The following is a 22,950-nucleotide window of genomic DNA, read 5'->3' as shown; positions in this document are numbered from 1 at the left end:
CAGGAGGGCAATGTGCTGTCATGCGACGGCAAAGTCCCTGGAACCTTGGTGCTCAGGGGAAGTCCCTACAATTCCCCGCCCCCCATGAACGCACCTCTCGACGTCTCCCTCTTCGCCCGCGCCGCCAAGCCGATCACCAGCTACCGCAAGTACTGGGCGCATCGCTTCGGCCCCGCGCCCTTCCTGCCCATGAGCCGCAGGGAGATGGAGGCGCTCGGCTGGGACAGTTGCGACGTCATCCTCGTGACGGGCGATGCGTACGTGGACCACCCGAGCTTCGGCATGGCGGTGATCGGCCGCACGCTGGAGGCGCAGGGCTTCCGCGTCGGCATCATTTCCCAGCCGGACTGGCAGAGCGCCGAGCCCTTCAAGGCGCTGGGCAAGCCGAACCTGTTCTGGGGCGTGACCGCCGGGAACATGGACTCGATGATCAACCGCTACACGGCGGACCGGAAGCTGCGCAGCGACGACGCGTACACGCCGGGCGACGTGGGCGGCAAGCGGCCGGACCGCGCCGCGATCGTGTACAGCCAGCGTTGCCGCGAGGCGTTCAAGGACGTGCCGGTCATCCTCGGCGGGATCGAGGGCAGCCTGCGCCGCATCGCGCACTACGACTACTGGTCGGAGAAGGTGCGCCACAGCATCGTGCTGGACGCGAAGTGCGACCTGCTGCTGTACGGCAACGCCGAGCGCGCGATCATCGAGATCGCGCACCGCCTCGCGGCCCGCGAGCCCGTGGAGAACATCACGGACGTGCGCGGCACGGCCTTCGTGCGCCGCTCCACGCCGGAAGGCTGGATGGAGGTCGACTCCACCAGCGTCGATACGCCCGGCCGCGTGGAGGAGCACGTCAACCCGTACATGACGATCTCCGAGCAGGCGAAGGCCCAGGGCGAGACGTGCGCGAAGGAAGAGGGCGCCGGGCCCGTGCAGGGCGCGGTGCAGGCGCTGCAGTTCGTGCCGAACCCGCGCGTGAAGCTGAACCGCGAACGCACGGTGATCCGCCTGCCTTCGTACGAAGCGGTGAAGTCCGACCCCGTGCTCTACGCCCACGCCAACCGCGTGCTGCACCTGGAGACCAACCCCGGCAACGCCCGCGCGCTCGTGCAGGCGCACGGCGAACGCGACGTGTGGCTCACGCCGCCGCCCATCCCGCTCACGACGGCGGAGATGGACCACGTGTTCGGCCTGCCGTACGCCCGCGCACCGCATCCGTCCTATGGCGGCGCCAGGATCCCGGCCTGGGAGATGATCCGCTTCAGCGTCAACATCATGCGGGGCTGCTTCGGCGGCTGCACCTTCTGCTCGATCACCGAGCACGAAGGCCGCATCATCCAGAGCCGCAGCGAGGATTCGATCATCCGCGAGGTGGAGGAGATCCGCGACAAGGTGGAAGGCTTCACCGGCGTCATCTCCGACCTCGGCGGCCCGACGGCCAACATGTACCGCATCGGCTGCAAGTCGCCCGAGATCGAGGCGGCGTGCCGCAAGCCGAGCTGCGTCTACCCGGGCATCTGCCAGAACCTGAAGACCGACCACGGGCCGCTGATCCAGATCTACCGCCGTGCCCGCGCGCTGAAGGGCATCAAGAAGATCCTGATCGGCTCCGGCCTGCGCTACGACCTGGCCGTGCAATCGCCCGAGTACGTCAGGGAACTCGTGCAGCACCACGTCGGCGGCTACCTCAAGATCGCTCCGGAGCACACGGAGCAGGGGCCGCTGTCGAAGATGATGAAGCCGGGCGTCGGCTCGTACGACCGCTTCAAGCAGATGTTCGACCGGTTCTCGAAGGAAGCGGGCAAGGAGCAGTACCTCATCCCGTACTTCATCGCGGCGCACCCGGGCACCAGCGACGAGGACATGATGAACCTCGCGGTCTGGCTCAAGCGCAACGGCTTCCGCGCGGACCAGGTGCAGGCCTTCTACCCGAGCCCGATGGCGACGGCGACGGCCATGTACCACTCGGGCAAGAACACGCTGCGCAAGGTCACGCGCGACAGCGAGACCGTGGACATCGTGCGCGGCGAACGCCGGCGGCGCCTGCACAAGGCCTTCCTGCGCTACCACGACCCGAACAACTGGCCGATGCTGCGCGAGGCACTGAAGGCCATGGGCCGCGCCGACCTGATCGGCAACGGCAAGCACCACCTGGTCCCGACGTACCAGCCGGTCACGGACGGCAGTTACGCGAGCCCGCGCCGCAAGAACTCGACGGCCGCGCCCCGCAAGGGCGCCGTGCTGACGCAGCACACCGGCCTGCCGCCGCGCGTGACCGGCGCCGCCAAGCCGCCCCGCAAGCCGCGCTGAGCGCGCAATGCTTGACGCGACGCAAGGCGCGCCGCGCCGTGCGTGGCGATGATGCGTCCATGCCTTCGTTCCTGCGCGGCGCGCTCGCGCTGCTGCTCCTCGTGCTCAACACCCTGGTGTGGAGCCTTCCCGTCTTCGCCGGCGCACTGCTCAAGCTGGCCCTGCCGTTCCCCGCGGTGCGGCGCCGGGTCGACCCCGTGCTCAATGCGTTCGCCAACGGCTGGGTGGCCTGCAACAGCGGGTGGATGCACCTGGCGCAACCGACGCGCTGGGACGTGGAGGGGCTGGCGGGCCTGCGCGCTGGCGCGTGGTACCTGGTGAACTGCAACCACCAGTCCTGGGTCGACATCTTCGTGCTGCAGCACGTGCTGCGCGGGCGCATCCCGCTGCTGAAGTTCTTCCTCAAGCAGCAGTTGATCTACGTGCCGGTGATCGGGCTCGCCTGGTGGGCGCTCGACTTCCCCTTCATGAAGCGGCACGGGAAGGACAAGCTGCGCAAGCGCCCCGAACTGCGTTCGGAGGACCACGCAGCGGCCCTGCGCGCCTGCCGCAAGTTCTCCCTGGTGCCCACGAGCGTCATGAACTTCGCCGAAGGCACGCGCTTCACGCCGCGCAAGCGCGAGGCGCAGGCCTCGCCGTACCGCCACCTGCTGAAGCCCCGGGCGGGCGCGCTCGCGCTCACGCTGCAGGCCATGGGCGGGCAGTTCCGCTGCATGCTGGATGCGACGATCGTGTATCCCGGCGGGGTCCCGACGTTCTGGGACTTCCTCTGCGGCCGCGTGCCGCGCGTCGTCGTGCGCGTGCGGCAGGTGCCGATTCCGGCGGAATTCACGGCGCGCGACTACGCGGCCGACCCGCAGTTCCGCCGCGCCTTCGGGCGCTGGCTCACCGCGCTGTGGGAGGACAAGGACCGGGAGGTGGAGGCGTTGCTGCAGGGCGCCGGCTCGCGCGCCTAGGGCACGAGCGTGTGGAGCGGCAGGTCCTGCGCGGTCGCGAGCGCGTCGAGCTCGGTTCGCGTCTTCGCGGCGAAGAACGTCGCCAGTGCCGCATGCGTGTCCGGGCGGAACATGGTCTTCGCATCCGTCGCCTGGATCCCGGCCGCCTCGCACAAGCGGGCGGCGAAATGCGGTTCGAGCGCGGCGACGGCAACGCGCCCGTCCCGGCAGGGATAGACGCGGTAGCCCGCGTGCGCGCCACCCACCGAGCCGCTCGGCTGCGTGAGCCCCCAGCGCCGCGGTAGCGCGAGATAGCCCGCGGCATCGGACAGCGCCACCTCCAGGTACAGGCCTTCGGGATGCGGGTCGCCGCCACCCGCATAGCGCTCGTGCTTGCGCAGCGCCGCCTTCAGCACCGCCTCGGAGGCCATGAGCGAGCCGCCCATGTCGGCATACAGCGTGGCGGGCAGTTCCAGCCCGGGGACCAGTCCGTTGTCCGCGAGGTACGTGAGGTCGTGTCCCGGCTCCTCCGCGCGCCCGCCCGGCGCCCCGACGATGGCGACGTGGCTGAGGCCCGGGTAGCGGCTGTGCAGCCCTTTCCAGCCGAGCCCGAGCTTCTCCACCGCCGAAGGCCGGAAGGACGTGAGCAGGATGTCGGTGCGCGCGAGTTCGCGGTGCACCGTCTCCTGGCCCTGTGGGGTCTTGAGGTCGGCCTGCAGGACTTTCACGCCTTCGTGCAGCTCCGAGTAGGCCGAAGGGTTGTAGTGGCCCATGGGATCGCCCGCGGGCGGCTCCAGCTTCGTGCAGGTCGCGCCCATGCGGCGGCAACGCATCAGCGCCGCGGGGCCGGGCAGGTTCAGCGCGAGGCTCAGGATGCGGATGCCGTGCAAGGGTGCGTGGGTCATGGACACAGGCTAGCAGAGGGCCCGCCCGGGTACTTACCGATGGTGCTTTCCGCCGGGCTGGCTACCCTGCGGCCCATGCCGCGGTAGTCCGGCATCCATCAAGGAGCACAACGATGCAGTTCAAGCGCACCCTGTTCACGCTGCTGGCCCTGGGCACGGCCGCATTCGCCCACGCGCAGGGCAACTGGCCGACGAAGCCGATCACGCTGGTGGTGCCTTTCGCGGCGGGCGGACCCACCGACGTCGTGGCGCGCACCCTCGGCGCCGCGATGACCAAGAGCCTGGGCCAGACCGTCGTCGTCGAGAACAAGCTGGGCGCCGGCGGCACCGTCGCCGCCGCCTACGTGGCCAAGGCGCAGCCGGACGGCTACACCTTCTTCATCCACCACAACGGCATGGCCACCGCGCCGGCGCTGTACCGCAAGCTGTCGTTCGATCCCCTGAAGGACTTCGAATTCGTGAGCCAGGCGGTCGAAGTGCCGATGACCTTCCTCGCGCGCAAGGACTTCCCGGCGAACAACTTCCAGGAGATGGTGACCTACATCCGGGCCAACAAGGAGAAGATCAACCTCGCCAACGCGGGCCTGGGCGCCGTGTCGCAGCTGTGCGGCATGATGTTCCAGCGCGCGGTGGGCGTGCAGCTGACCGAGGTGCCGTTCCAGGGCACCGCGCCCGCGATGAACGCGCTGCTGGGCGGCCAGGTGGACGTGCTGTGCGACCAGACCACGCAGACGGTGCCGCAGATCAAGGCCGGCAGCGTCAAGCTGTATGGCGTGACGACGAAGAACCGCGTGAAGGTGCTGCCGAACGCGCCGACGCTGGCGGAGCAGGGCCTGAAGGACTTCGAGGTCGTCGTGTGGCACGGCATCTACGCGCCCAAGGGCACGCCGAAGCCGGTCGTCGACCGCATGAACGCCGCCGTGCGCGCCGCGCTGAAGGATCCCGACGTGATCAAGCGCATGGACGACCTCGGCGCCGAGATCGTGCCCGATGCCACGAACACGCCCGAGGCGCTGCACGCGTGGCTGAAGTCGGAGATCGACAAGTGGGGCCCGGTGATCAAGGCCGGGGGCAAGTTCGCGGACTGAGGACCGCACGAAACGAAAAGGGCCGCTCGCGCGGCCCTTTTTTCTTGCGGGCGTGCCTACAGCGGCAGCCCGACGTAGTTCTCGGCCAGCGACATCGACGCCGCCTTCGAGTTCACCAGGTAGTCCAGCTCCGCCTCCTGCAGCTTCTGCGCGATCGGGCCTTCGCCCGGGAACTTGTGCATGAGGGAGGTGAACCACCAGGAGAAGCGCTCCGCCTTCCACACGCGGCGCAGGGCGCGGTCGGAGTAGTGGTCCAGGCCGGCGCTGCTGCGCTCCCGGTAGTGCTCCACGATGCCGTCGGACAGGTACTTCACGTCGGAGGCGGCGAGGTTCAGGCCCTTGGCACCCGTCGGCGGCACGATGTGCGCCGCGTCCCCGGCGAGGAACAGGCGGCCGAAGCGCATGGGTTCGGCGACGAAGCTGCGCAGGGGCGCGATGCTCTTCTCCAGCGACGGCCCGCGCACCAGGCGCTCGCGCGCTTCCGGGTCCAGGCGGCGGCTGAGCTCGTCGTAGAAGGCGTCGTCGGACCACTCTTCCACCTTGTCCGTCAGCGGCACCTGCACGTAGTAGCGGCTGCGGGTCGGGCTGCGCATGGAACACAGCGCGAAGCCGCGCTCCGTGTTCGCGTAGATCAGCTCGTGGAACACCGGCGGCACGTCCGCCAGCAGGCCGAGCCAGCCGAAGGGATACACCTTCTCGTATTCGCGGATCGCGTCCTTCGGCACGCTCGCGCGGCTCACGCCGTGGTAGCCGTCGCAGCCGGCGATGAAGTCGCAGGCGATCTCCTCGTCGCGGCCGTCCTTGCGGAAGGTCACCTTCGGGCTCGTGCCGTCGAAGCCATGCAGCCGCACGCTGTCGCCCACCTCGTAGTAGGTGGGCAGGCCTGCCGCGGAGCGCGCCGCCATCAGGTCGCGCGTGACTTCGGTCTGGCCGTACACCATCACCGTCTTGCCGCCGGTGAGGCCGGGAAAGTCGATGCGGTGGCGCTGGCCCTGGAACAGCAGCTCGATGCCTTCGTGCACCAGGCCTTCCTTGTGCATGCGGTCCGCGACGCCGCATTCCTCCATCAGGTCCACGGCGACCTGTTCCAGCACGCCGGCGCGGATGCGGCCGAGCACGTAGTCGGCGCTCTGGCGCTCGAGGATCACGTTGGAAATGCCGGCCTTGTGCAGCAGCTGGCCGAGCAGAAGGCCGGAGGGGCCGGCGCCGATGATGGCGACCTGGGTGCGGATGGTCATGGGTGTCTCCTGTTGCCGCGAGCTTAGGCGTTGCAGGCCCCGGAGAACAGGGGAGGGCGCGCGGCTCTGTGCGATCATTGCGCACCTTGCGCGATCATCGCGCACCGACTCCCATGACGATCGCGCACGCCGACTACATCGCCGGCATGGCCAAGGGCCTGGCCGTGCTGGAAAGCTTCGATACCCAGCGCCAGCGGCTCAACGCCACGCTGGCCGCAGAGCGCGCCGGGCTCACCCGCGCGGCCGCGCGGCGCCACCTGCTCACCCTGGCGCACCTGGGCTACCTGGAAACGGACGGCAGCTGGTTCTGGCTGGCGCCCAAGGTGCTGCGCTTTTCCGGCAGCTACCTGGCGACGGCGCGCCTGCCGCGGGCGGTGCAGCCCACGCTCAACCGGCTGGCCGGACTGACCGGCGAATCGTTCTCGGCGGTCGTGCTGGAAGGCGATCACGTCGTGATCGTCGCGCGCAGCGGCTCGGCCTTGCTGGCCTACGGCCTGCACCTCGGGGCGCGCCTGCCCGCGCACGCGACCTCCACGGGCCGGGTGCTGCTGGCGGCGAAGGGCCGCACGGAGTTCAGCGCCTGGATGAAGGGCCGCGAACTGCCGCGGCTGACGGGCCACACCGTCGCCGACCCGCGCACCTTCCGTGCCCTGATCGACGAGGTGCGGCGCCAGGACTTCTGCATGGCGAGCGAAGAGCACGAGCTGGGCGTGCACGCGCTGGCTGTTCCCCTGCGGGACATGGACGGGCGCACGATCGCGGCCCTCAACGTGGTCACCACACGGCAGAGGCTGGAACCTCGCGCCGCGCAGAAAGACCTCCTGCCTCTGCTGCAGGAGGCCGCACGGGAGCTTCGCCCCCTGCTTTAGATGGCGGAAGCCATAAGCACACAACGACATATTCGTTGTGCAACTAAGAGGGCGTCTCCACAATCCTCCTTCCCCGTCCAGAAGGAGAAGGCCATGACCTTGCGGCTCGGCGATACCGCCCCCGATTTCACCCAGGATTCCACCGAAGGCAGCATCCGGTTCCACGCGTGGGCCGGCGACTCGTGGGTGGTGCTGTTCTCGCACCCCGCCGACTTCACCCCGGTGTGCACCACCGAGCTGGGGAAGACGGCCGCGCTGGCGGGCGAGTTCCGCAAGCGTGGCGTGAAGCCCATCGCCGTGAGCGTCGACCCGGTCGAATCGCACCACGGGTGGGTGAAGGACATCAACGACACGCAGAACTGCACCGTGAACTTCCCGATCCTCGCCGATGCGGACAAGAAGGTCGCAACCCTCTACGACATGATCCACCCGAACTCGCTGGCCAACGCCACCGTGCGCAGCGTGTTCATCATCGACCCGAAGAAGGTGATCCGCGCGACGCTGACGTATCCCGCGTCGACCGGCCGCAACTTCGACGAGATCCTGCGCGTGATCGACTCGCTGCAGCTCACGGACAGCCACAAGGTCGCCACGCCGGCGAACTGGAAGCAGGGCGACGACGTCGTCATCGTCCCGAGCATCACGGACCCGAAGGAACTGGCCGAGCGCTTCCCCAAGGGCTTCAACGCCGTGCGCCCGTACCTGCGCCTGACGCCGCAGCCGAATCAATAAGACCCAGCAGAAAGACGGGGCCCCCGAGGCCCCGCATGCCTCTCCCATGACCAAGTTCAAGATCCTCCTCGCCTCCCTCGCCCTCGCCGCCAGCGGCATCGCCTCCGCCCAGCAAAGCCTGCTGAACGTCTCCTACGACGTGGCCCGCGAGTTCTACAAGGACATCAACGCCGCGTTCGTGCCCTTCTACAAGAAGAGCACGGGCAAGGACGTGAAGATCGAGCAGTCGCACGCCGGCTCCAGCGCGCAGGCGCGTGCCGTGGCCGACGGCCTCGATGCCGACGTGGTGACGATGAACACCACGACCGACGTCGAATTCCTCGCGGACAAGGGCATCGTCGCCAAGGACTGGGCCAAGCGCTTTCCGCACAACGCGGCGCCGACCACGTCCACCATGCTGTTCCTGGTGCGCAACGGCAACCCCAAGGGCATCAAGGACTGGGACGACCTGCTGAAGCCGGACGTCAAGGTCGTGGTGGTGAACCCGAAGACCGGCGGCAACGGCCGCTACGCCTACCTCGCGGCCTGGGGTTACGTGAAGAAGAAGGGCGGCACCGACGCGCAGGCCGCGGACTTCGTGTCCAGGCTTTACAAGAACGTGCCGGTGCTGGCCCGCGGCGGCCGCGACGCCACCAGCGCCTTCCTGCAGCGCAACACCGGCGACGTGCTGATCACGTTCGAGTCCGAAGTGGAATCCGTCAACCAGGAGTTCGGCGCGAACAAGGTGGACGTGGTGTACCCCTCCGTCAGCATCGTGGCCGAGAACCCGGTCGCGGTCGTGGAGCGCACCGTCGCCAAGAAGGGCACGGGCGACCTCGCCAAGGCGTACCTGAACTTCCTGTACTCGGAAGAGGGCCAGGAGATCGCCGCGAAGCACTACATCCGCCCGACCAACGAGGCCGTGCTGAAGAAGTACCCCAAGTTCAAGCAGATCAAGCTGTTCACCGTGCAGGAACTGTACGGCTCGCTCTCCGAGGCGCAGAAGGTGCACTTCAACGACGGCGGCCAGTTCGACAAGATCTACACCGTCAGGTAGGCACGACATGAGTGGCGCACTCGCGGCGCCGCTGCCGGGATCGGCGGCGGCGCCTTCTTCTTCGCGCGGCCGCGGCCGGAAGGTGCTGCCCGGGTTCCACCTGACCCTGGGCTACACCGTCCTGTACCTGTGCCTGATCGTGCTGATCCCGCTGTCGGCGCTGGTCCTCAAGACCTTCACGCTGTCGTGGGACCAGTTCTGGGCGGCCGTCGCTTCCCCCCGGGTCCTCGCCTCGTACCGGCTCACGTTCGGCGCGTCCTTCCTCGCGGCGTGCGTGAACACGGTGTTCGGCCTGCTGGTCGCCTGGGTGCTGGTGCGCTACTCCTTCCCCGGCAAGCGCATCGTCGACGCGCTGGTGGACCTGCCGTTCGCGCTGCCCACCGCCGTGGCCGGCATCTCGCTGACGGCGCTGCTGGCCGGCAACGGCTGGATCGGGCAGTACCTGGAGCCTCTGGGCATCCAGCTCGCCTTCAACCCCAACGGCGTGGTGATCGCGCTGATCTTCATCGGGCTGCCATTCGTGGTGCGCACGGTGCAGCCGGTGCTGGAAGAGAGCGAGAAGGAGCTGGAAGAGGCCGCCATGTGCCTGGGCGCCACGCGCTGGCAGACCTTCCGCAAGGTGATCTTCCCCGCCATCGCGCCGGCGCTCCTCACCGGCTTCGCAATGGCCTTCGCGCGTGCCGTGGGCGAATACGGGTCGGTGATCTTCATCGCCGGCAACATGCCCATGGTCTCGGAGATCACCCCGCTGATCATCATCGGCAAGCTGGAGCAGTACGACTATGCCGGCGCGACGGCCGTGGCCGTGGTGATGCTGGTCATGTCCTTCATCCTGCTGCTGGTGATCAACGCGCTGCAGGCCTGGCAGCGTCGCCGGTCCGGAGGCCAGTGATGGCAGCGACCGACCTCACGCGCAAGCGCGTCACCACGACCGAGCCGGCCTGGGTCCGCTGGACCCTCGTCGCACTGGCGCTCGTCTTCCTGCTGCTGTTCCTCGTGCTGCCGCTCGCGGCGGTGTTCACCGAGGCGCTGCGCAAGGGCCTGGGCGCCTACCTCGAGGCCCTGAAGGAGCCCGATGCCTGGGCGGCGATCCGCCTCACGCTGATCACGGCCGCCATCGCGGTGCCGCTGAACCTGGTGTTCGGCGTCTGCGCGGCCTGGGCGATCGCCAAGTTCGAATTCCGCGGCAAGGCCTTCCTGACCACGCTGGTGGACCTGCCGTTCTCCGTCTCGCCGGTCGTTTCCGGCCTGATCTACGTGCTGGTCTTCGGCGCGCAGGGCTGGCTGGGCCCCTGGCTCGCGGCGCACGACGTGAAGATCATCTTCGCCGTGCCCGGCATCGTGCTGGCGACCATCTTCGTCACCTTTCCCTTCATCGCGCGGGAGCTGATCCCGCTGATGCAGGCGCAGGGAACGGAGGAAGAGCAGGCCGCGATCGTGCTGGGCGCCACCGGGTGGCAGACGTTCCGGCACGTCACGCTCCCCAACATCAAGTGGGGCCTGATCTACGGCGTGATCCTGTGCAATGCGCGGGCGATGGGTGAGTTCGGCGCGGTGTCGGTGGTGTCGGGCCACATCCGCGGCCAGACCAACACGATGCCGCTGCACGTGGAGATCCTCTACAACGAATACCAGTCGGTCGCGGCCTTCGCCGTGGCCTCCCTGCTGGCGCTGCTCGCCCTGGTCACGCTGGTGATCAAGTCGGTGGCGGAATGGCAGCAGGAACGCGAAATGAAGGCGTCGGCCGAGCTGCCGCCGGAGCGCCCGATGGCGCTGGAAGGGAAAGCAACAGCATGAGCATCGAGATCCGCAACGTCACGAAGAATTTCGGCAACTTCAAGGCGCTGAACGACGTCTCGCTGAACATCGATTCCGGCGAACTCGTCGCCTTGCTCGGCCCCTCCGGCTGCGGCAAGACCACGCTGCTGCGCATCATCGCGGGCCTGGAGACCGCGGACGCGGGCAGCATCCTGTTCGCCGGCGAGGACACGACCGACGTGCACGTGCGCGAGCGCCAGGTCGGCTTCGTGTTCCAGCATTACGCGCTGTTCCGGCACATGACCGTGTTCGAGAACGTGGCGTTCGGCCTGCGCGTGAAGCCGCGGTCGCAGCGCCCGAGCGAAGCGCAGATCAAGCAGAAGGTGCACGAGCTCCTCGGGCTGGTACAGCTCGATTGGCTGGCCGACCGCTTCCCCTCGCAGCTCTCCGGCGGCCAGCGGCAGCGCATCGCGCTCGCCCGCGCGCTCGCGGTGGAACCCAAGGTGCTGCTGCTCGACGAACCGTTCGGCGCGCTCGACGCGAAGGTGCGCAAGGAACTGCGCCGCTGGCTGCGGCGCCTGCACGACGACCTGCACGTGACCTCCATCTTCGTCACGCACGACCAGGAGGAGGCGCTGGAAGTCGCGGACCGCGTCGTGCTGATGAACGCCGGCAACATCGAGCAGGTCGGCTCGCCGCAGGAGGTCTGGGACCATCCCGCCAGCCCGTTCGTCTACGGCTTCCTCGGCGACGTGAACCTGTTCCACGGGCGTGCGCACGAGGGCGCGGTGAGCTTCGAAGGCGTGCAGATCGACTCTCCCGAACTGGCCGGCGCGCAGAACGCGCGTGCGGCCGCCTACGTGCGTCCGCACGACCTGGACGTCCGGCGCTGGGCGCCGGGCGCCAGCGGCATCGTGGTCAAGCTGTCGCGCGCGATCGTCGTCGGCCCCGTGGCGCGGCTGGAACTTCTGCCGGTCGACGGGACCAAAGCAGCGGACAATGCGGGGACGGACCCCCTGATCGAGGCGCAGATCCCCGCGCAGCAGTTCAGGGAGATGGGCTTGCGCGAGGGCGAGACGCTGGTGGCGACACCGCGGCAGGCCCGCGTGTTCCTGGAGAGCGGCGCCGGCATCTGAAAGGGAGCAGCCGGCGCGGAGAGGACGGAGAAGGATGAGGATTCTGGACTGGTTCGATGCCGCGCCCCGGCGCATCCTGGCCCTGGTGGCCCTGGCCTGCGTGGCGATGCTCGCCTTCGGGCTGTACCTGCAGCACGTGGTGGGGCTGGAGCCTTGCCCCATGTGCATCGTGCAGCGCTACGCGCTGGTGCTGGTGGCGATCGTCGCGGGCGTGGCCGCGGCGTTCAAGGGCCGCGGTGCGTGGCTCGTGGGCTCCGGCCTCATGACGCTCGTCGCCGGTTTCGGTGCGTTTGTCGCCGCGCGCCAGAGCTGGCTGCAGTGGTATCCGCCCGAGATCGCCTCCTGCGGCCGCGACTTCTACGGGATGATCGAGACCTTCCCGCTCAAGCGCGCGATCCCCATGATCTTCCGCGGCAGCGGCGACTGCACCAAGATCGACTGGACCTTCCTCGGCGGCTCCATCGCCAACTGGTCCTTCCTGTGGTTCGTCTTCTTCGCGATCGTGGGCGCCGTGCTGTTCGCGCGCCAGCTGCGCCGCCGTCCGCCCCAGGGCGTCAGCGCGCCGATGGCGGCATAGGGCGTTGCCTCCGGGCCGGTCCAGGGCGGGGCAGCCCGTCCCGGTGAATGTCCCCCGCGCGGCCCTCGCCTCCGGCTGAGGGCCGCTCCTCCTCCTTGACTTCACCGGGACGGGCTGCCCCGCCCTGGACCTGCGTTGCGCGGGCGACTGCGGTCCGCTCCTCCTGCTGCCCATCGAAGGGCGGCAGTTCGCGATCCGACGCGGCGCAGCGCCAGGAGGGGGCGGAAACGAAGCAACTCTCCCAGGGTACGGATCAGAGTCCCGACGGATACGTCTCCGCCGCTTCGCCGGCGTGCCAGAGCGGTTCGCGCACCAGCGGCTCCAGTGCCCGCGTGTGGTCGATGTGGATCATCGCGTCGAACTGCGCCGGCAGCCGCGTGTGGAAGTAGTGGCTCTGGCGCTCGGTGCGCGGCTGGTAGATCACGCCGATCGCGCGCTGCAGCATCTTCTCCTGCAGCAGGTCGCGCAGCGCCGCGTTGCCTTTCAGCGGCAGCCAGAAGCGCGCCTCCCCGACCTGGTGGAACAGGTCCTCGTAGCTGCCCGGAAGGCCCGGCCGCACGCGCTTGCGTTCCGCGGCCGCGTCCCATTCCGAGGCCGCGGTCACGGTCCCCGAATGGGTGCTGAAGCCCACCAGCATCGCGTCGTCGCCCCAGCGGTCGCGCGCGAGCTGGCCGACGTTCCATTCGCCGATGTCGCCCATCTCCGTCGCGCTGGCATCGCCCAGGTGCGAGTTGTGCGCCCACACGGCCATGCGCACGTGCCCGTGCAGGTTCTCCAGGTGCTTCTCCAGCGCCTGCAGCGTCTCCACCATGTGGCTGTCCCGCAGGTTCCAGGACGAGACCCGCCCGTGGAACATGGTCCGGTAGTACTCCTCGGCATTGCGCACCAGGCGCGCGTTCTGCTGCGCGAAGAACAGGTCGGCCCGGTCCTCGCCCGATGCGGCGAACATCTCCGCGCTGCGGCGGTTCATCTCGCGCAGCTGCTGGATCACTTCGTCCTCGCAGCTCGATTTCATGCCGAAGCTCGCGGCATAGCCGTAGGCCTGGCTGTCCTCGCCGTAGTGGTCGAAGCAGGCATAGCGGCTGCGCGCGCGCTGCGCGGCTTCCGGATCCGCGCGGTCCAGGTAGTCCAGCACGGCGCGGATGGAGCTGTACAGGCTGTACAGGTCCATGCCGTAGAAGCCGCACTGCTGCGACGGCGGCAGGGCGTGGTTGTGCTCGCGCAGCCACTCCACGAAGTCGCGCACCACGGTGTTGCGCCACATCCAGGTGGGGAAGCGTTCGAAGCCGGAGAGCGCCTGCTCCGCGCCGCGGTCGTCGGAGCGCCAGCGCACGTAGCGGTTGACGCGCCAGGCGTCCGGCCAGTCGGCCTCGACCACGACGGCATTGAACCCGTGGTCGCGGATGAGGCGCTGCGTAAGCCACGCGCGCTCGGCATAGAACTCGTGCGTGCCGTGGCTTGCCTCGCCCAGCAGCGCGAGCTTCGCGCCCGCGAGCCGTTCGACCAGGAGCTCGTCGTCGGCGACCGACTCGGGCAGGGCGCGCAGGTGAGGGCGCAGCTGTTCCAGGAGGCGGTCCTGGCGGGTGGAGGACGGGTGGGCCATGGAATCTCCGGTGGCGGTCTTCAGGCGGGGTGCGCGGCGGCGACGAGGTGGCGGGCGAACCAGCCGGCGGCGAGATCCGAGACGCGTTCCAGCGTGCCGGGCTCCTCGAAGAGGTGGGTGGCACCGGGCACGATCGCCAGTTCGCGCACGCAGCGCATGCGTGCGAGCGCCTGTTCGTTGAGTGCGATCACCCCGTCGTCGGCCCCGCCGACGATGAGGAGCGTCGGGGCGGAGACCGCGGCCAGGGCCGCGGGGCCGGCGAGGTCCGGCCGGCCGCCGCGCGACACGACGGCCGCCACGTCGCGCCCGAGCTGCGCGGCCGCGATCAGCGCCGCGGCGCTGCCGGTGCTCGCGCCGAAGAAGCCGAGCGGCAGCTCGCGCAACGTCGGTTGCGCGTGCAGCCACGCGGCCGCATCTTCCATGCGGCGCGTGAGCAGGGCGATGTCGAAGCGGTGTTCCCGCGTGCGCAGGTCGACCTGCTCCTCCTGGGCCGTCAGGAGGTCGAAGAGCAGGGTGGCGAAGCCCTCCTGCTGCAGCCGGCGGGCCACCTGCCGGTTGCGCGCGCTGTGCCGCCCGCTGCCGCTGCCATGCGCGAACAGCACGATGCCGCGGGCCTGGGGCGGCACGGCCAGGTCCCCGGAAAGGGACGCGGTGCCGGCCGGGATGCGGACTTCCTGCAAGGGGATGGCGGGGGACGGGCTGGTCATGGCTGCCTCCTGGTGAAGGTAGAGCAGCCGGCGGGTCCCGGATGTCGGCGCAGGGCGCCGGTGCTGTAGGACGCGCGGGCCGGCCGCGGATCAGGCAACCATAGGCGCCTCGCGGCCCCGTGTCACTAGGTCAGCTTCTTCACGAAGACCATGCTCTTGCGGTCCCAGTTGTACTTGCGCTTGCGCGCCTCCGGGAGCCAGTCGGGGTCGACCTGCACGAAGCCGCGCTTGAGGAACCAGTGCATGGTGCGCGTGGTGAGCACGAAGATGCTCTCGAGGCCCATGGCGCGGGCGCGCTGCTCCACGCGCCGCAGGATCTTCTCGCCGTCGCCCTGGCCCTGGCTTTGCGGGGACACGGTCAGCGCCGCCATCTCGCCGGTGCGGGCCTCGGGGTAGGGGTAGAGCGCCGCGCACGCGAAGATCACCCCGTCGTGGTCGATGATCGTGTAGTTCGCGATGTCGCGCTCGATCTCGGTGCGGTCGCGCTTGACCAGCGTGCCGTCCTTCTCGAAGGGTTCGATCAGCTGCAGGATGCCGCCCACGTCGTCGGCGGTCGCCTCGCGCAGCTCCTCCAGCTTCTCGTCGACGACCATCGTGCCGATGCCGTCGTGCACGTAGACCTCCAGCAGCAGCGAGCCGTCCACCGCGAAGGGGATGATGTGGCTGCGCTCGACGCCGGCCTTGCAGGCCTTGACGCAATGCTGCAGGTAGAAGCCCGTGTCGCTGGGGTTGCTCGCCGGCGGCAGGCTGGCCAGCAGCTGCTCGGCGGCCGCGAGCGGCAGCTCGGTGTCGATGGGGTTGTCCTCGCCTTCGGCTTCCAGGGGACGGGTGCGCACGCCGGGGATCTCGGTGAGGAACACCAGCTTGTCCGCCTGCAGCGCGATCGCCACGCTGGTGGCGACCTCCTCCATGGTGAGGTTGAAGGCCTCGCCGGTCGGCGAGAAGCCGAAGGGGGAGAGCAGCACCAGGGCGCCCAGGTCGATCGTGCGCTTGATGCCGGCGACGTCCACCTTGCGGACCATGCCCGAATGCTGGAAGTCGACGCCGTCCAGGATGCCCACGGGGCGGGCCGTGATGAAGTTGCCGGAGATCACGCGCACCGTGGAGCCGGCCATGGGCGTGTTGGGCAGGCCCTGGCTGAAGGCCGCCTCGATCTCGTAGCGCAGCTGGCCCGCGGCTTCCTGCGCGCAGTCCAGCGCCACTTCGTCGGTGATGCGCATCCCGTGCGAGTAGCGCGCCGCGTGGCCCTTGGCCTTGAGCTGCTCGTTCACCTGCGGGCGGAAGCCGTGCACCAGCACCACCTTGACGCCCATGCTCTGGATCAGTGCGATGTCCTGCGCGATGTGCTGCAGCTTGCCCGCCGCCACCGCCTCGCCCGCCATCCCGAGCACGAAGGTCTTGCCGCGGTGCATGTGGATGTAGGGCGCCACCGAGCGGAACCACGGGACGAAGGTGAAGTTGAAGATGGCGGACATTCGGCGGCGCTGCGCAACTCGGTGAGGACTCGGCGCGACAGTGTAAGGGAACCCCTTGGGCGGACCGCGCCGTTTGCGCTATCGTGCGCGCCATGGATCCGCTCGCCGCCGGGTTCTGGGGGGCCTTCTTCGGCACGGCGACCCTCATGCTCGGCATCTCCCTGGCCGCCTTCCTGCGCCTGCAGCGCCGCGTCGCGCTCACGGCGGGGTTGTCCGCGCTCGTCTCCGCGCTCTTCGTGGCGGCCTACCTCGGTTGGCTGCCGCTGCAAGGCGCCGCCGAGGCACGCGTGCTGGCGCACCTGGCGATGGGGGTCGGCACCGTCCTGGCACTGATGCTGCTGGCGCTGCTGGGGCTGCTGCGGCAGCCGGGGATCGCCCGACGCGCGGTCCTGGCGCTGGCGGCGCTGGATGCGGCGGTGCTGGCGGTGGGGTGGACGCTGCCGGCGCAGCACGCGCTGATCCTGAGCTCGGTGGTGTCCTTCGCGCTCGGGTGCGCGATGCTGGGCGTGGCCATGCGCAGCGCCCGCCGCGGCGACCGCCTGGCTTGGGCGACGGTGGGCGGGATCTCCGTGATGCTGATCTCGCTCGCGGGCCTGAGCTGGATCGCCATCGACCGCGACGTGGCCTGGCCCGTGCATGCGGTCAGCGCGATCGCGGGCATGGCCTACCTGTCCGTGATGGCCGCGGCGCTCTGGATCCGCTATTCCTACCTGCTGGAACTCTCCGAGGTGATGGCGCACGGGCCCAGCTACGACCCCGTCACGCGCATGCGTTCGCACAGCGAGACCGGCCAGCTGGTGGGCGACGTGTTCTTCCACCGCGAAGCCGAGGCCCGGCCCGTCGGCGTGCTGGCGGTGTGCATCGCGAACCTGTACGCGCTGGAGAACCTGCACGGGCGCGCCGCCTTCAACCACGCGCTGTTCATCTGCGCCGGCCGCCTGCGCCGCTGCGTGCCGGAAACGGTGGAAATGGGCCGGCTGGGCGAGGACGGCTTCCTGCTGCTCACGCGCAGCATGGACGACCTGCGCGCCCTCGACCAGCTCGCCCGCCAGCTGCGCGACCGCCTCTCGCGCCCCGTGTCCCTGAGCATCAGCCGCGAACCGGGGCGTATCGACGGACGCGGCACGGGCTGGGCGGCCGACGTGGGCATCGGCGTGCTTTCCACCAGCACGCAGGTGCGTCCCGCGCAAGCCGTGGCCACGGTGCGCGCCATGGCACGCACTGCCTGGACCTACGGCAGCCGCATCGCCTTCTTCGATCCGCAGGCAGGCCAGATCGCGGAACTGCTGCCCACGCAGCCTTCGCCGCTTTCGATCGCCTGACAACACCCGTGTGGCGCCTACCGGCGCCCTTTGATATCTTCATCGCATGGACAACGTCGCCGCCGCGTTCTGGGGCGCCTTCTTCTGCACGGCGACGCTGATGCTGGTGATCTCGCTGGCGGCCTTCCTCCGGTCGCAGCGGCGGGTGGCGCTCATGGCGGCGCTCACGTCCGTGTTCTCCGCCGGCTTCGTCGTGGCCTACCTTGGCTGGCTGCCGCTGGACGGGCCGGCGGAGGCGAGGGTGCTGGCGCACGTCGCCGTGCTCACGGCGGTGACGCTGGCCCTGATGCTGATGTCCACCATGGGCATGTTGCGCCACGCGGCCCTCGGTCGCGCAGGGGTGGCGATGCTGGTGGGCGGGGGCGCGCTGGTGCTGGTGGCCGGGTGGCTGCTCGCGGCCGAACAGGCGCTTGCGCTCAGTTCGGTGGCGGCCTTCGCGGTCGGGGCCGGGATGCTGGTCGCCGCCACGCGGGGCGCGCTGCGCGGCGACCGCGCGGGCTGGACGGCGGTCGCCGGCCTCGTGTTCATGCTCGTGGCCATCGCGGGCCTGAGCTGGATCGCCTTGAGCCGCACCCGCGCCTGGCCCGTGCACGCGCTCAGCGCCACGGCCGGCGTCGCCTACCTGTGCGTCATCGCCGCCGTGCTGTGGGCGCGCTACTCCTACCTGCTGGAACTGTCCGAGGTGCTGGCGCACGGGCCCAGCTACGACCCCGTCACCCGCATGCGCTCGCACAGCGAGACGGGGCAGATGGTGGGCGACGTGTTCTTCCAGCGCAATGCCGAGGCGCGGCCGATCGGCGTGTTGGCCGTGGTCGTGGCGAACCTGTACGCGCTGGAGAACCTGCACGGGCGCGCCGCCTTCAACCACGCACTGTTCGTGTGCGCCGGGCGCCTGCGGCGCGTGGTGCCCCAGAACGTGGAGATGGGCCGCCTGGGCGAGGACGGCTTCCTGCTGCTCGTGCCGAACGGGACCGACCTGGAGCGGCTGGCGGTGCTGGCGGTGCAGATCCGCGACCGGCTGGCGCGGCCGCTGTCGCTCAGCACGGCGCGCGATCCCGCAGCCCTCGAGCAGGCGGGGACCAGCTGGGGCGCCGACGTCGGCATCGGCGTGCTGTCCACCAGCACGCAGGTCCGCCCGTCGCAGGCCGTATCGACGGCACGCGCCATGGCGCGCACGGCCTGGAGCTACGGCAGCCGCATGGCCTTCTTCGACCCCGAAGCAGGGCAGATCGCCGAGCTCGACACCCGCGCGCCCGCCTGGGTGGCCCGCGCCGCCGCGGCCGCGGCCGCCTGAGCGCCGGCACGGTCGCCGGCGACATCGGATAATCACGGGCTTTTTCCCCGTGCCGTCTTGCCTTCCCCGCTGAACATCACCTTCCCCGAGAACCTTCCGGTCTCCGCCCGGCGCGAGGAGATCATGGCCGCGATGGCCGCGCACCAGGTGGTGATCGTCTGCGGCGAAACCGGCTCGGGCAAGACCACGCAGCTGCCCAAGATCGCCCTGGCCATGGGCCGCGGCAAGCGGAACGCGCCGGACGGCAAGGGCCGCCTGATCGGGCACACGCAGCCGCGCCGCATCGCCGCTTCCAGCGTGGCCAAGCGGATCGCGCAGGAGCTGGAGACGCCGCTCGGCGAGGTGGTCGGCTACAAGGTCCGCTTCCAGGACCGGCTGCAGCGCGACGCCTCCGTCAAGCTGATGACCGACGGCATCCTGCTGGCCGAGACGCAGTCCGACCCGCTGCTGAACGCGTACGACACCATCATCATCGACGAGGCGCACGAGCGCAGCCTCAACATCGATTTCCTGCTGGGGTACCTGCGGCAGCTGCTGCCGCGGCGGCCGGACCTCAAGATCGTGGTGACCTCGGCCACCATCGACGCCGAGCGCTTCGCGCAGCACTTCGCTTCGGCGAAGGGGCCGGCGCCCGTCATCTACGTCTCCGGTCGGATGTACCCGGTGGAGCAGCGCTGGCATCCCTTCGAGGAATCGCGCGAGTTCGACCTGAACGACGCGATCGCCGACGCGGTGGACGAGCTCTGGCGCGGCAACGCGCCGGGCGACATCCTCGTGTTCCTGCCCGGCGAGCGCGAGATCCGCGAGGCGGCGGACCACCTGCGCAAGCACCTGGCGCACGACGCGCTCACGCGCAACGCGGAGGTGCTGCCCCTGTTCGCGCGCCTGTCGCAAGCGGAGCAGGACCGCGTGTTCGACGGCCACACGGGCCGCCGCATCGTGCTGGCCACCAACGTGGCGGAGACCTCGCTCACCGTGCCCGGCATCCGCTACGTGATCGACACCGGCACGGCACGCGTCAAGCGCTACAGCTTCCGCAGCAAGGTGGAACAGCTGCTGGTGGAGCCGGTCAGCCAGGCCGCCGCCAACCAGCGCGCGGGCCGCTGCGGCCGGGTGGCCAACGGCATCTGCATCCGGCTGTACGACGAGCAGGACTTCGCCGGCCGCCCGCGCTTCACCGATCCCGAGATCCTGCGGTCCTCGCTCGCGGGCGTGATCCTGCGCATGAAGTCGCTGCACCTGGGCACGGTGGAGGACTTCCCCTTCATCGACCCGCCGTCGCGGCGGGCGATCGCCGACGGCTACCAGCTGCTCAACGAACTCGGCGCCGTCGACGACGCCAACGAGCTCACGCCCATGGGCGCGGAGCTGGCGCGGCTGCCGCTGGACCCGCGGGTCGGCCGCATGATCCTGGAAGCGCGCCAGCGCGGTGCGCTGCACGAGGTGCTGGTCATCGCCTCCGCGCTGTCGCTGCAGGACGTGCGCGACCGGCCGATGGAACTGCAGGCGCAGGCCGACCAGCAGCATGCCAAGTTCGACGACGAGAAGAGCGAGTTCTCCGGCTACCTGCGGCTGTGGCAATGGCTGGAGGAGTCGCGCGGCGGCCATGGCACGGACCATCGACTGTCGAACCGCCAGTACGAACAGCTGCTGCGCCAGAACTTCATCAACGTGCGCCGGGTGCGGGAGTGGCGCGACGTGCATTCGCAGCTGCTGACGGTCGTCACCGAACACAAGTGGCGCCTGAACGAGCAGCCCGCCAGCTACGAGCAGCTGCACAAGACGATGCTCTCGGGCCTGCTCGGGAACATCGGCTTCAAGCTGGAGGACCCCGGGTCAAGCCCGGGGCAGGCTCCCGACGCCTATCTCGGGGCGCGCGGCATCAAGTTCTACCGCCATCCGGGCGCGCACCTGAAGAAGCGGCCGGGCCGCTGGGTGGTCTGCGCGGAACTGGTGGAGACCACGCGCCTCTTCGGCCGCGGCATCGCGAACATCGAACCGCAGTGGGTCGAAGAGGTTGCCGGGCACCTGCTGAAGAAGCAGCTGCTGGACCCGCACTGGGAGAAGAAGGCGGCCGAAGTCGTCGCGCTGGAGCGCGCGACGCTGTACGGGCTGGTGATCTACAGCGGCCGCCGCGTGCCGTTCGCGCGCGCCGACCTGCAGGGTGCCCGCGAGATCTTCCTGCGCGAAGGCCTGGTCGCCGGCGAATGGGAGACGCGCCTGCCTTTCCTGGCGGCGAACCAGAAGCTGGTGCGGCAGGTGCAGGAGCTGGAGCACAAGTCGCGCCGCCAGGACGTGCTGGTCGACGAGGAGCTGATCTACGCCTTCTACGATCAGCAGGTGCCGCGCGACGTGTACAGCGGCTCCACCTTCGAGCGCTGGTACCGCGAGGCCAGCCGCGCGAACCCGGACCTGCTGAAGCTCACGCGCGACGAGCTGATGCGGCACGAGGCAGCGGGCATCACCAGCAGCGCCTTCCCGAAGACCGTGAAGCTCGGGGGCGTGGACTGCAGCGCGACGTACCTGCACGAGCCCGGCGACCCGCGCGACGGCCTGACCGTGGCGGTGCCCTTGTTCGTCCTGAACCAGGTGAGCGAGGAGCGCGCGGAATGGCTGGTCCCGGGGATGCTCAAGGACAAGGTGCAGGCCTTGCTGAAAAGCCTGCCGCAGCGTCCGCGTTCGCGCTTCGTGCCGCTGCCGGAGTCGGCTACGCGCATCGCGGAGCACCTGTCGGTGCCGGAACGCTACGCCGCGGGCAGCCTCACGGACGCCTTGCTGAAGCTGGTGCGCGAAGAAACCAGCCTCGACGTGAAGCGCACCGACTTCAAGCTGGACATGGTGCCGGCACACCTGTTCATGAACGTCCGCGTGGTGGACGAGCACGGGCGCCAGCTGGGGATGGGGCGCAACCTGGGGGCGCTGAAGGCGGAACTGGGGGCCAAGGCGCGTGGCGCATTCCAGGCCCTGGCGGGCCTCAAGACGGCTGTGGTTCCCTCCAACTCCGCGGGAGGGCAGGGTGGGGGCGCTCCGGCCCGCGCACAGGCCGCGAGCCCCCCTTCCAGCCTCCCCCCGAAGGGGGGAGGAGCAACTGCCGAACAGAAATACACCGCCTGGACCTTCGGAGAACTCCCCGAGCTCATGGAGATCCGCAAGGGCGGCACCAGCCTCGTCGGCTTCCCGGCGCTGATCGACAAGGGCGATGCGGTCACCATCGAGGTGTTCGACGAGCCCGAGGTGGCCGCGGCAAAGCATCGCGGCGGCCTGCGGCGCCTGTTCGCGCTGCAGCTGCGCGACGCCCTGAAGTACCTGGAGAAGAACATCCCGGACCTCCAGAAGATGGCCGTGGCGTTCATGCCGCTGGGCACGCAGGAGGAGCTGCGCGAGCAGATCCTGGAGGTGGCCCTCGACCGCGCGTTCCTGCTCGACCCGTTGCCCGCCGACGCGGCCGCCTTCCAGAAGCGGCTGGAGGAAGGGCGCGGGCGCCTGACGCTGATCGCCAACGAGGTGGCGCGGCTCGCGTCGACCATCCTCGTCGACCACGCCGCCGCCGCGCGCAAGATCAAGGACACCAAGATCCAGCCGGAGGCGACCGCCGACGCCCTGCAACAGCTGCAACGGCTCGTGCCGAAGCGCTTCCTGGCCGCGACGCCCTGGGCGCGCCTGCAGCACCTGCCTCGCTACCTGAAGGCGATCGTGCTGCGCCTGGACAAGCTGCGGGCCGACCCCGCGCGCGATACGCAGCGGCTGGCCGAGCTCAAGGCGCAGGAGCAGCGCTACTGGCGGCTGGTCGCCGAGCGCAAGGGCCACGTCGACGAGCGCATGGAGGATTTCCGCTGGCTGCTGGAGGAGCTGCGGGTGAGCTTCTTCGCCCAGGAGCTGCGGACGCCGCAGCCGGTGAGCGTGAAAAGGCTGGATAAGGTGTGGTCTCAACTGCAAAGCTGAGAACCTGCGTTCACGGTACAAACCCC

Annotated in this window: 18 protein-coding genes; 13 read left to right on the top strand and 5 right to left on the bottom strand. The window is 69.6% G+C overall.

The features are described from left to right. The first annotated feature begins 84 nt into the window (after window positions 1–84). Together H8N03_RS11475 and yihG are read left to right on the top strand one after the other, a co-directional pair. Entirely contained in the window at window positions 85–2,307 is a 2,223-nt protein-coding gene (locus tag H8N03_RS11475; protein WP_187076316.1) for a YgiQ family radical SAM protein, read from the top strand. Window positions 2,308–2,366: 59 nt separating this feature from the next. Further along, window positions 2,367–3,263, top strand: a complete 897-nt coding sequence (gene yihG, locus H8N03_RS11470; protein ID WP_187076315.1) for a 1-acylglycerol-3-phosphate O-acyltransferase, YihG family — start codon at window positions 2,367–2,369, stop codon at window positions 3,261–3,263. On the opposite strand, the gene H8N03_RS11465 is transcribed toward yihG, so the two are convergent. Then, a complete protein-coding gene (locus H8N03_RS11465; protein ID WP_187076314.1) occupies window positions 3,260–4,147 on the bottom strand; it encodes a CoA transferase in 888 nt (295 codons plus the stop codon). The two genes, yihG and H8N03_RS11465, sit on opposite strands and share 4 nt — an antisense overlap. A gap of 113 nt (window positions 4,148–4,260) precedes the next feature. Between H8N03_RS11465 and H8N03_RS11460 the strand changes: the two genes are divergently transcribed. Next, complete coding sequence (locus tag H8N03_RS11460) at window positions 4,261–5,235, top strand: Bug family tripartite tricarboxylate transporter substrate binding protein (protein WP_187076313.1); 975 nt, start codon at window positions 4,261–4,263, stop codon at window positions 5,233–5,235. A gap of 56 nt (window positions 5,236–5,291) precedes the next feature. On the opposite strand, the gene pobA is transcribed toward H8N03_RS11460, so the two are convergent. After that, complete coding sequence (gene pobA / locus H8N03_RS11455) at window positions 5,292–6,467, bottom strand: 4-hydroxybenzoate 3-monooxygenase (RefSeq protein WP_187076539.1); 1,176 nt, start codon at window positions 6,465–6,467, stop codon at window positions 5,292–5,294. Window positions 6,468–6,586: 119 nt separating this feature from the next. Here pobA and H8N03_RS11450 point away from each other — a divergent pair, with 119 nt between their 5' ends. The 7 genes from H8N03_RS11450 (at window position 6,587) to H8N03_RS11420 (ending at window position 12,581) form a co-directional block, all read left to right on the top strand. Further along, complete coding sequence (locus H8N03_RS11450) at window positions 6,587–7,342, top strand: IclR family transcriptional regulator domain-containing protein (RefSeq protein WP_187076312.1); 756 nt, start codon at window positions 6,587–6,589, stop codon at window positions 7,340–7,342. A gap of 93 nt (window positions 7,343–7,435) precedes the next feature. Next, the gene (locus tag H8N03_RS11445) at window positions 7,436–8,074 is read left to right on the top strand and encodes a peroxiredoxin (RefSeq protein ID WP_187076311.1); all 639 of its coding nucleotides are present in this window, start codon (window positions 7,436–7,438) and stop codon (window positions 8,072–8,074) included. Between the two features lie 46 nt (window positions 8,075–8,120). Continuing rightward, window positions 8,121–9,110: a sulfate ABC transporter substrate-binding protein gene (locus H8N03_RS11440; protein WP_187076310.1), complete on the top strand. Its 990-nt coding sequence runs from the start codon at window positions 8,121–8,123 to the stop codon at window positions 9,108–9,110. Window positions 9,111–9,117: 7 nt separating this feature from the next. After that, a complete protein-coding gene (gene cysT, locus H8N03_RS11435) occupies window positions 9,118–10,002 on the top strand; it encodes a sulfate ABC transporter permease subunit CysT (protein ID WP_187076309.1) in 885 nt (294 codons plus the stop codon). After that, on the top strand, window positions 10,002–10,907 hold the full coding sequence (cysW, locus tag H8N03_RS11430) for a sulfate ABC transporter permease subunit CysW (RefSeq protein ID WP_187076308.1): 906 nt from the start codon (window positions 10,002–10,004) through the stop codon (window positions 10,905–10,907). The genes cysT and cysW overlap by 1 nt, the downstream gene beginning before the upstream one ends. Beyond that, window positions 10,904–12,004, top strand: a complete 1,101-nt coding sequence (locus H8N03_RS11425; protein WP_187076307.1) for a sulfate/molybdate ABC transporter ATP-binding protein — start codon at window positions 10,904–10,906, stop codon at window positions 12,002–12,004. The genes cysW and H8N03_RS11425 overlap by 4 nt, the downstream gene beginning before the upstream one ends. 34 nt (window positions 12,005–12,038) lie before the next feature. Continuing rightward, a complete protein-coding gene (locus tag H8N03_RS11420; protein WP_187076306.1) occupies window positions 12,039–12,581 on the top strand; it encodes a disulfide bond formation protein B in 543 nt (180 codons plus the stop codon). Window positions 12,582–12,834: 253 nt separating this feature from the next. On the opposite strand, the gene H8N03_RS11415 is transcribed toward H8N03_RS11420, so the two are convergent. From H8N03_RS11415 to argA, 3 genes are all read right to left on the bottom strand, one after another. Next, on the bottom strand, window positions 12,835–14,184 hold the full coding sequence (locus tag H8N03_RS11415; RefSeq protein WP_187076305.1) for an erythromycin esterase family protein: 1,350 nt from the start codon (window positions 14,182–14,184) through the stop codon (window positions 12,835–12,837). A 20-nt stretch (window positions 14,185–14,204) separates the two neighbouring features. Further along, a complete protein-coding gene (locus H8N03_RS11410; protein WP_187076304.1) occupies window positions 14,205–14,891 on the bottom strand; it encodes a dienelactone hydrolase family protein in 687 nt (228 codons plus the stop codon). Window positions 14,892–15,016: 125 nt separating this feature from the next. Beyond that, a complete protein-coding gene (gene argA, locus H8N03_RS11405) occupies window positions 15,017–16,366 on the bottom strand; it encodes an amino-acid N-acetyltransferase (RefSeq protein WP_187076303.1) in 1,350 nt (449 codons plus the stop codon). A 92-nt stretch (window positions 16,367–16,458) separates the two neighbouring features. Between argA and H8N03_RS11400 the strand changes: the two genes are divergently transcribed. From H8N03_RS11400 to hrpA, 3 genes are all read left to right on the top strand, one after another. After that, window positions 16,459–17,688, top strand: a complete 1,230-nt coding sequence (locus H8N03_RS11400; RefSeq protein ID WP_187076302.1) for a GGDEF domain-containing protein — start codon at window positions 16,459–16,461, stop codon at window positions 17,686–17,688. Between the two features lie 46 nt (window positions 17,689–17,734). Next, window positions 17,735–18,982, top strand: coding sequence for a GGDEF domain-containing protein (locus H8N03_RS11395; protein ID WP_187076301.1), 1,248 nt, complete (start codon window positions 17,735–17,737; stop codon window positions 18,980–18,982). A gap of 123 nt (window positions 18,983–19,105) precedes the next feature. Beyond that, window positions 19,106–22,924, top strand: coding sequence for an ATP-dependent RNA helicase HrpA (hrpA, locus tag H8N03_RS11390; RefSeq protein ID WP_255428188.1), 3,819 nt, complete (start codon window positions 19,106–19,108; stop codon window positions 22,922–22,924). The last annotated feature ends 26 nt before the right edge of the window (window positions 22,925–22,950 follow it).

The sequence above is a fragment of the Ramlibacter cellulosilyticus genome (assembly GCF_014297465.1).
Classification (GTDB): domain Bacteria; phylum Pseudomonadota; class Gammaproteobacteria; order Burkholderiales; family Burkholderiaceae_C; genus Ramlibacter; species Ramlibacter cellulosilyticus.
This window is presented reverse-complemented; position numbering and strand designations above follow the sequence as displayed.

Excerpts from the sequence above, each read along its gene's own strand:
- hrpA (WP_255428188.1), top strand. The coding sequence starts at position 19,106 with ATGGCCGCGATGGCCGCGCACCAGGTGGTGATCGTCTGCGGCGAAACC.
- H8N03_RS11415 (WP_187076305.1), bottom strand. The coding sequence starts at position 14,184 with ATGGCCCACCCGTCCTCCACCCGCCAGGACCGCCTCCTGGAACAGCTG.
- cysW (WP_187076308.1), top strand. The coding sequence starts at position 10,002 with ATGGCAGCGACCGACCTCACGCGCAAGCGCGTCACCACGACCGAGCCG.
- H8N03_RS11475 (WP_187076316.1), top strand. The coding sequence starts at position 85 with ATGAACGCACCTCTCGACGTCTCCCTCTTCGCCCGCGCCGCCAAGCCG.
- H8N03_RS11420 (WP_187076306.1), top strand. The coding sequence starts at position 12,039 with ATGAGGATTCTGGACTGGTTCGATGCCGCGCCCCGGCGCATCCTGGCC.
- H8N03_RS11400 (WP_187076302.1), top strand. The coding sequence starts at position 16,459 with ATGGATCCGCTCGCCGCCGGGTTCTGGGGGGCCTTCTTCGGCACGGCG.
- cysT (WP_187076309.1), top strand. The coding sequence starts at position 9,118 with ATGAGTGGCGCACTCGCGGCGCCGCTGCCGGGATCGGCGGCGGCGCCT.
- argA (WP_187076303.1), bottom strand. The coding sequence starts at position 16,366 with ATGTCCGCCATCTTCAACTTCACCTTCGTCCCGTGGTTCCGCTCGGTG.
- H8N03_RS11460 (WP_187076313.1), top strand. The coding sequence starts at position 4,261 with ATGCAGTTCAAGCGCACCCTGTTCACGCTGCTGGCCCTGGGCACGGCC.
- H8N03_RS11450 (WP_187076312.1), top strand. The coding sequence starts at position 6,587 with ATGACGATCGCGCACGCCGACTACATCGCCGGCATGGCCAAGGGCCTG.
- H8N03_RS11425 (WP_187076307.1), top strand. The coding sequence starts at position 10,904 with ATGAGCATCGAGATCCGCAACGTCACGAAGAATTTCGGCAACTTCAAG.
- yihG (WP_187076315.1), top strand. The coding sequence starts at position 2,367 with ATGCCTTCGTTCCTGCGCGGCGCGCTCGCGCTGCTGCTCCTCGTGCTC.
- H8N03_RS11465 (WP_187076314.1), bottom strand. The coding sequence starts at position 4,147 with ATGACCCACGCACCCTTGCACGGCATCCGCATCCTGAGCCTCGCGCTG.
- H8N03_RS11445 (WP_187076311.1), top strand. The coding sequence starts at position 7,436 with ATGACCTTGCGGCTCGGCGATACCGCCCCCGATTTCACCCAGGATTCC.
- H8N03_RS11395 (WP_187076301.1), top strand. The coding sequence starts at position 17,735 with ATGGACAACGTCGCCGCCGCGTTCTGGGGCGCCTTCTTCTGCACGGCG.
- H8N03_RS11410 (WP_187076304.1), bottom strand. The coding sequence starts at position 14,891 with ATGACCAGCCCGTCCCCCGCCATCCCCTTGCAGGAAGTCCGCATCCCG.
- H8N03_RS11440 (WP_187076310.1), top strand. The coding sequence starts at position 8,121 with ATGACCAAGTTCAAGATCCTCCTCGCCTCCCTCGCCCTCGCCGCCAGC.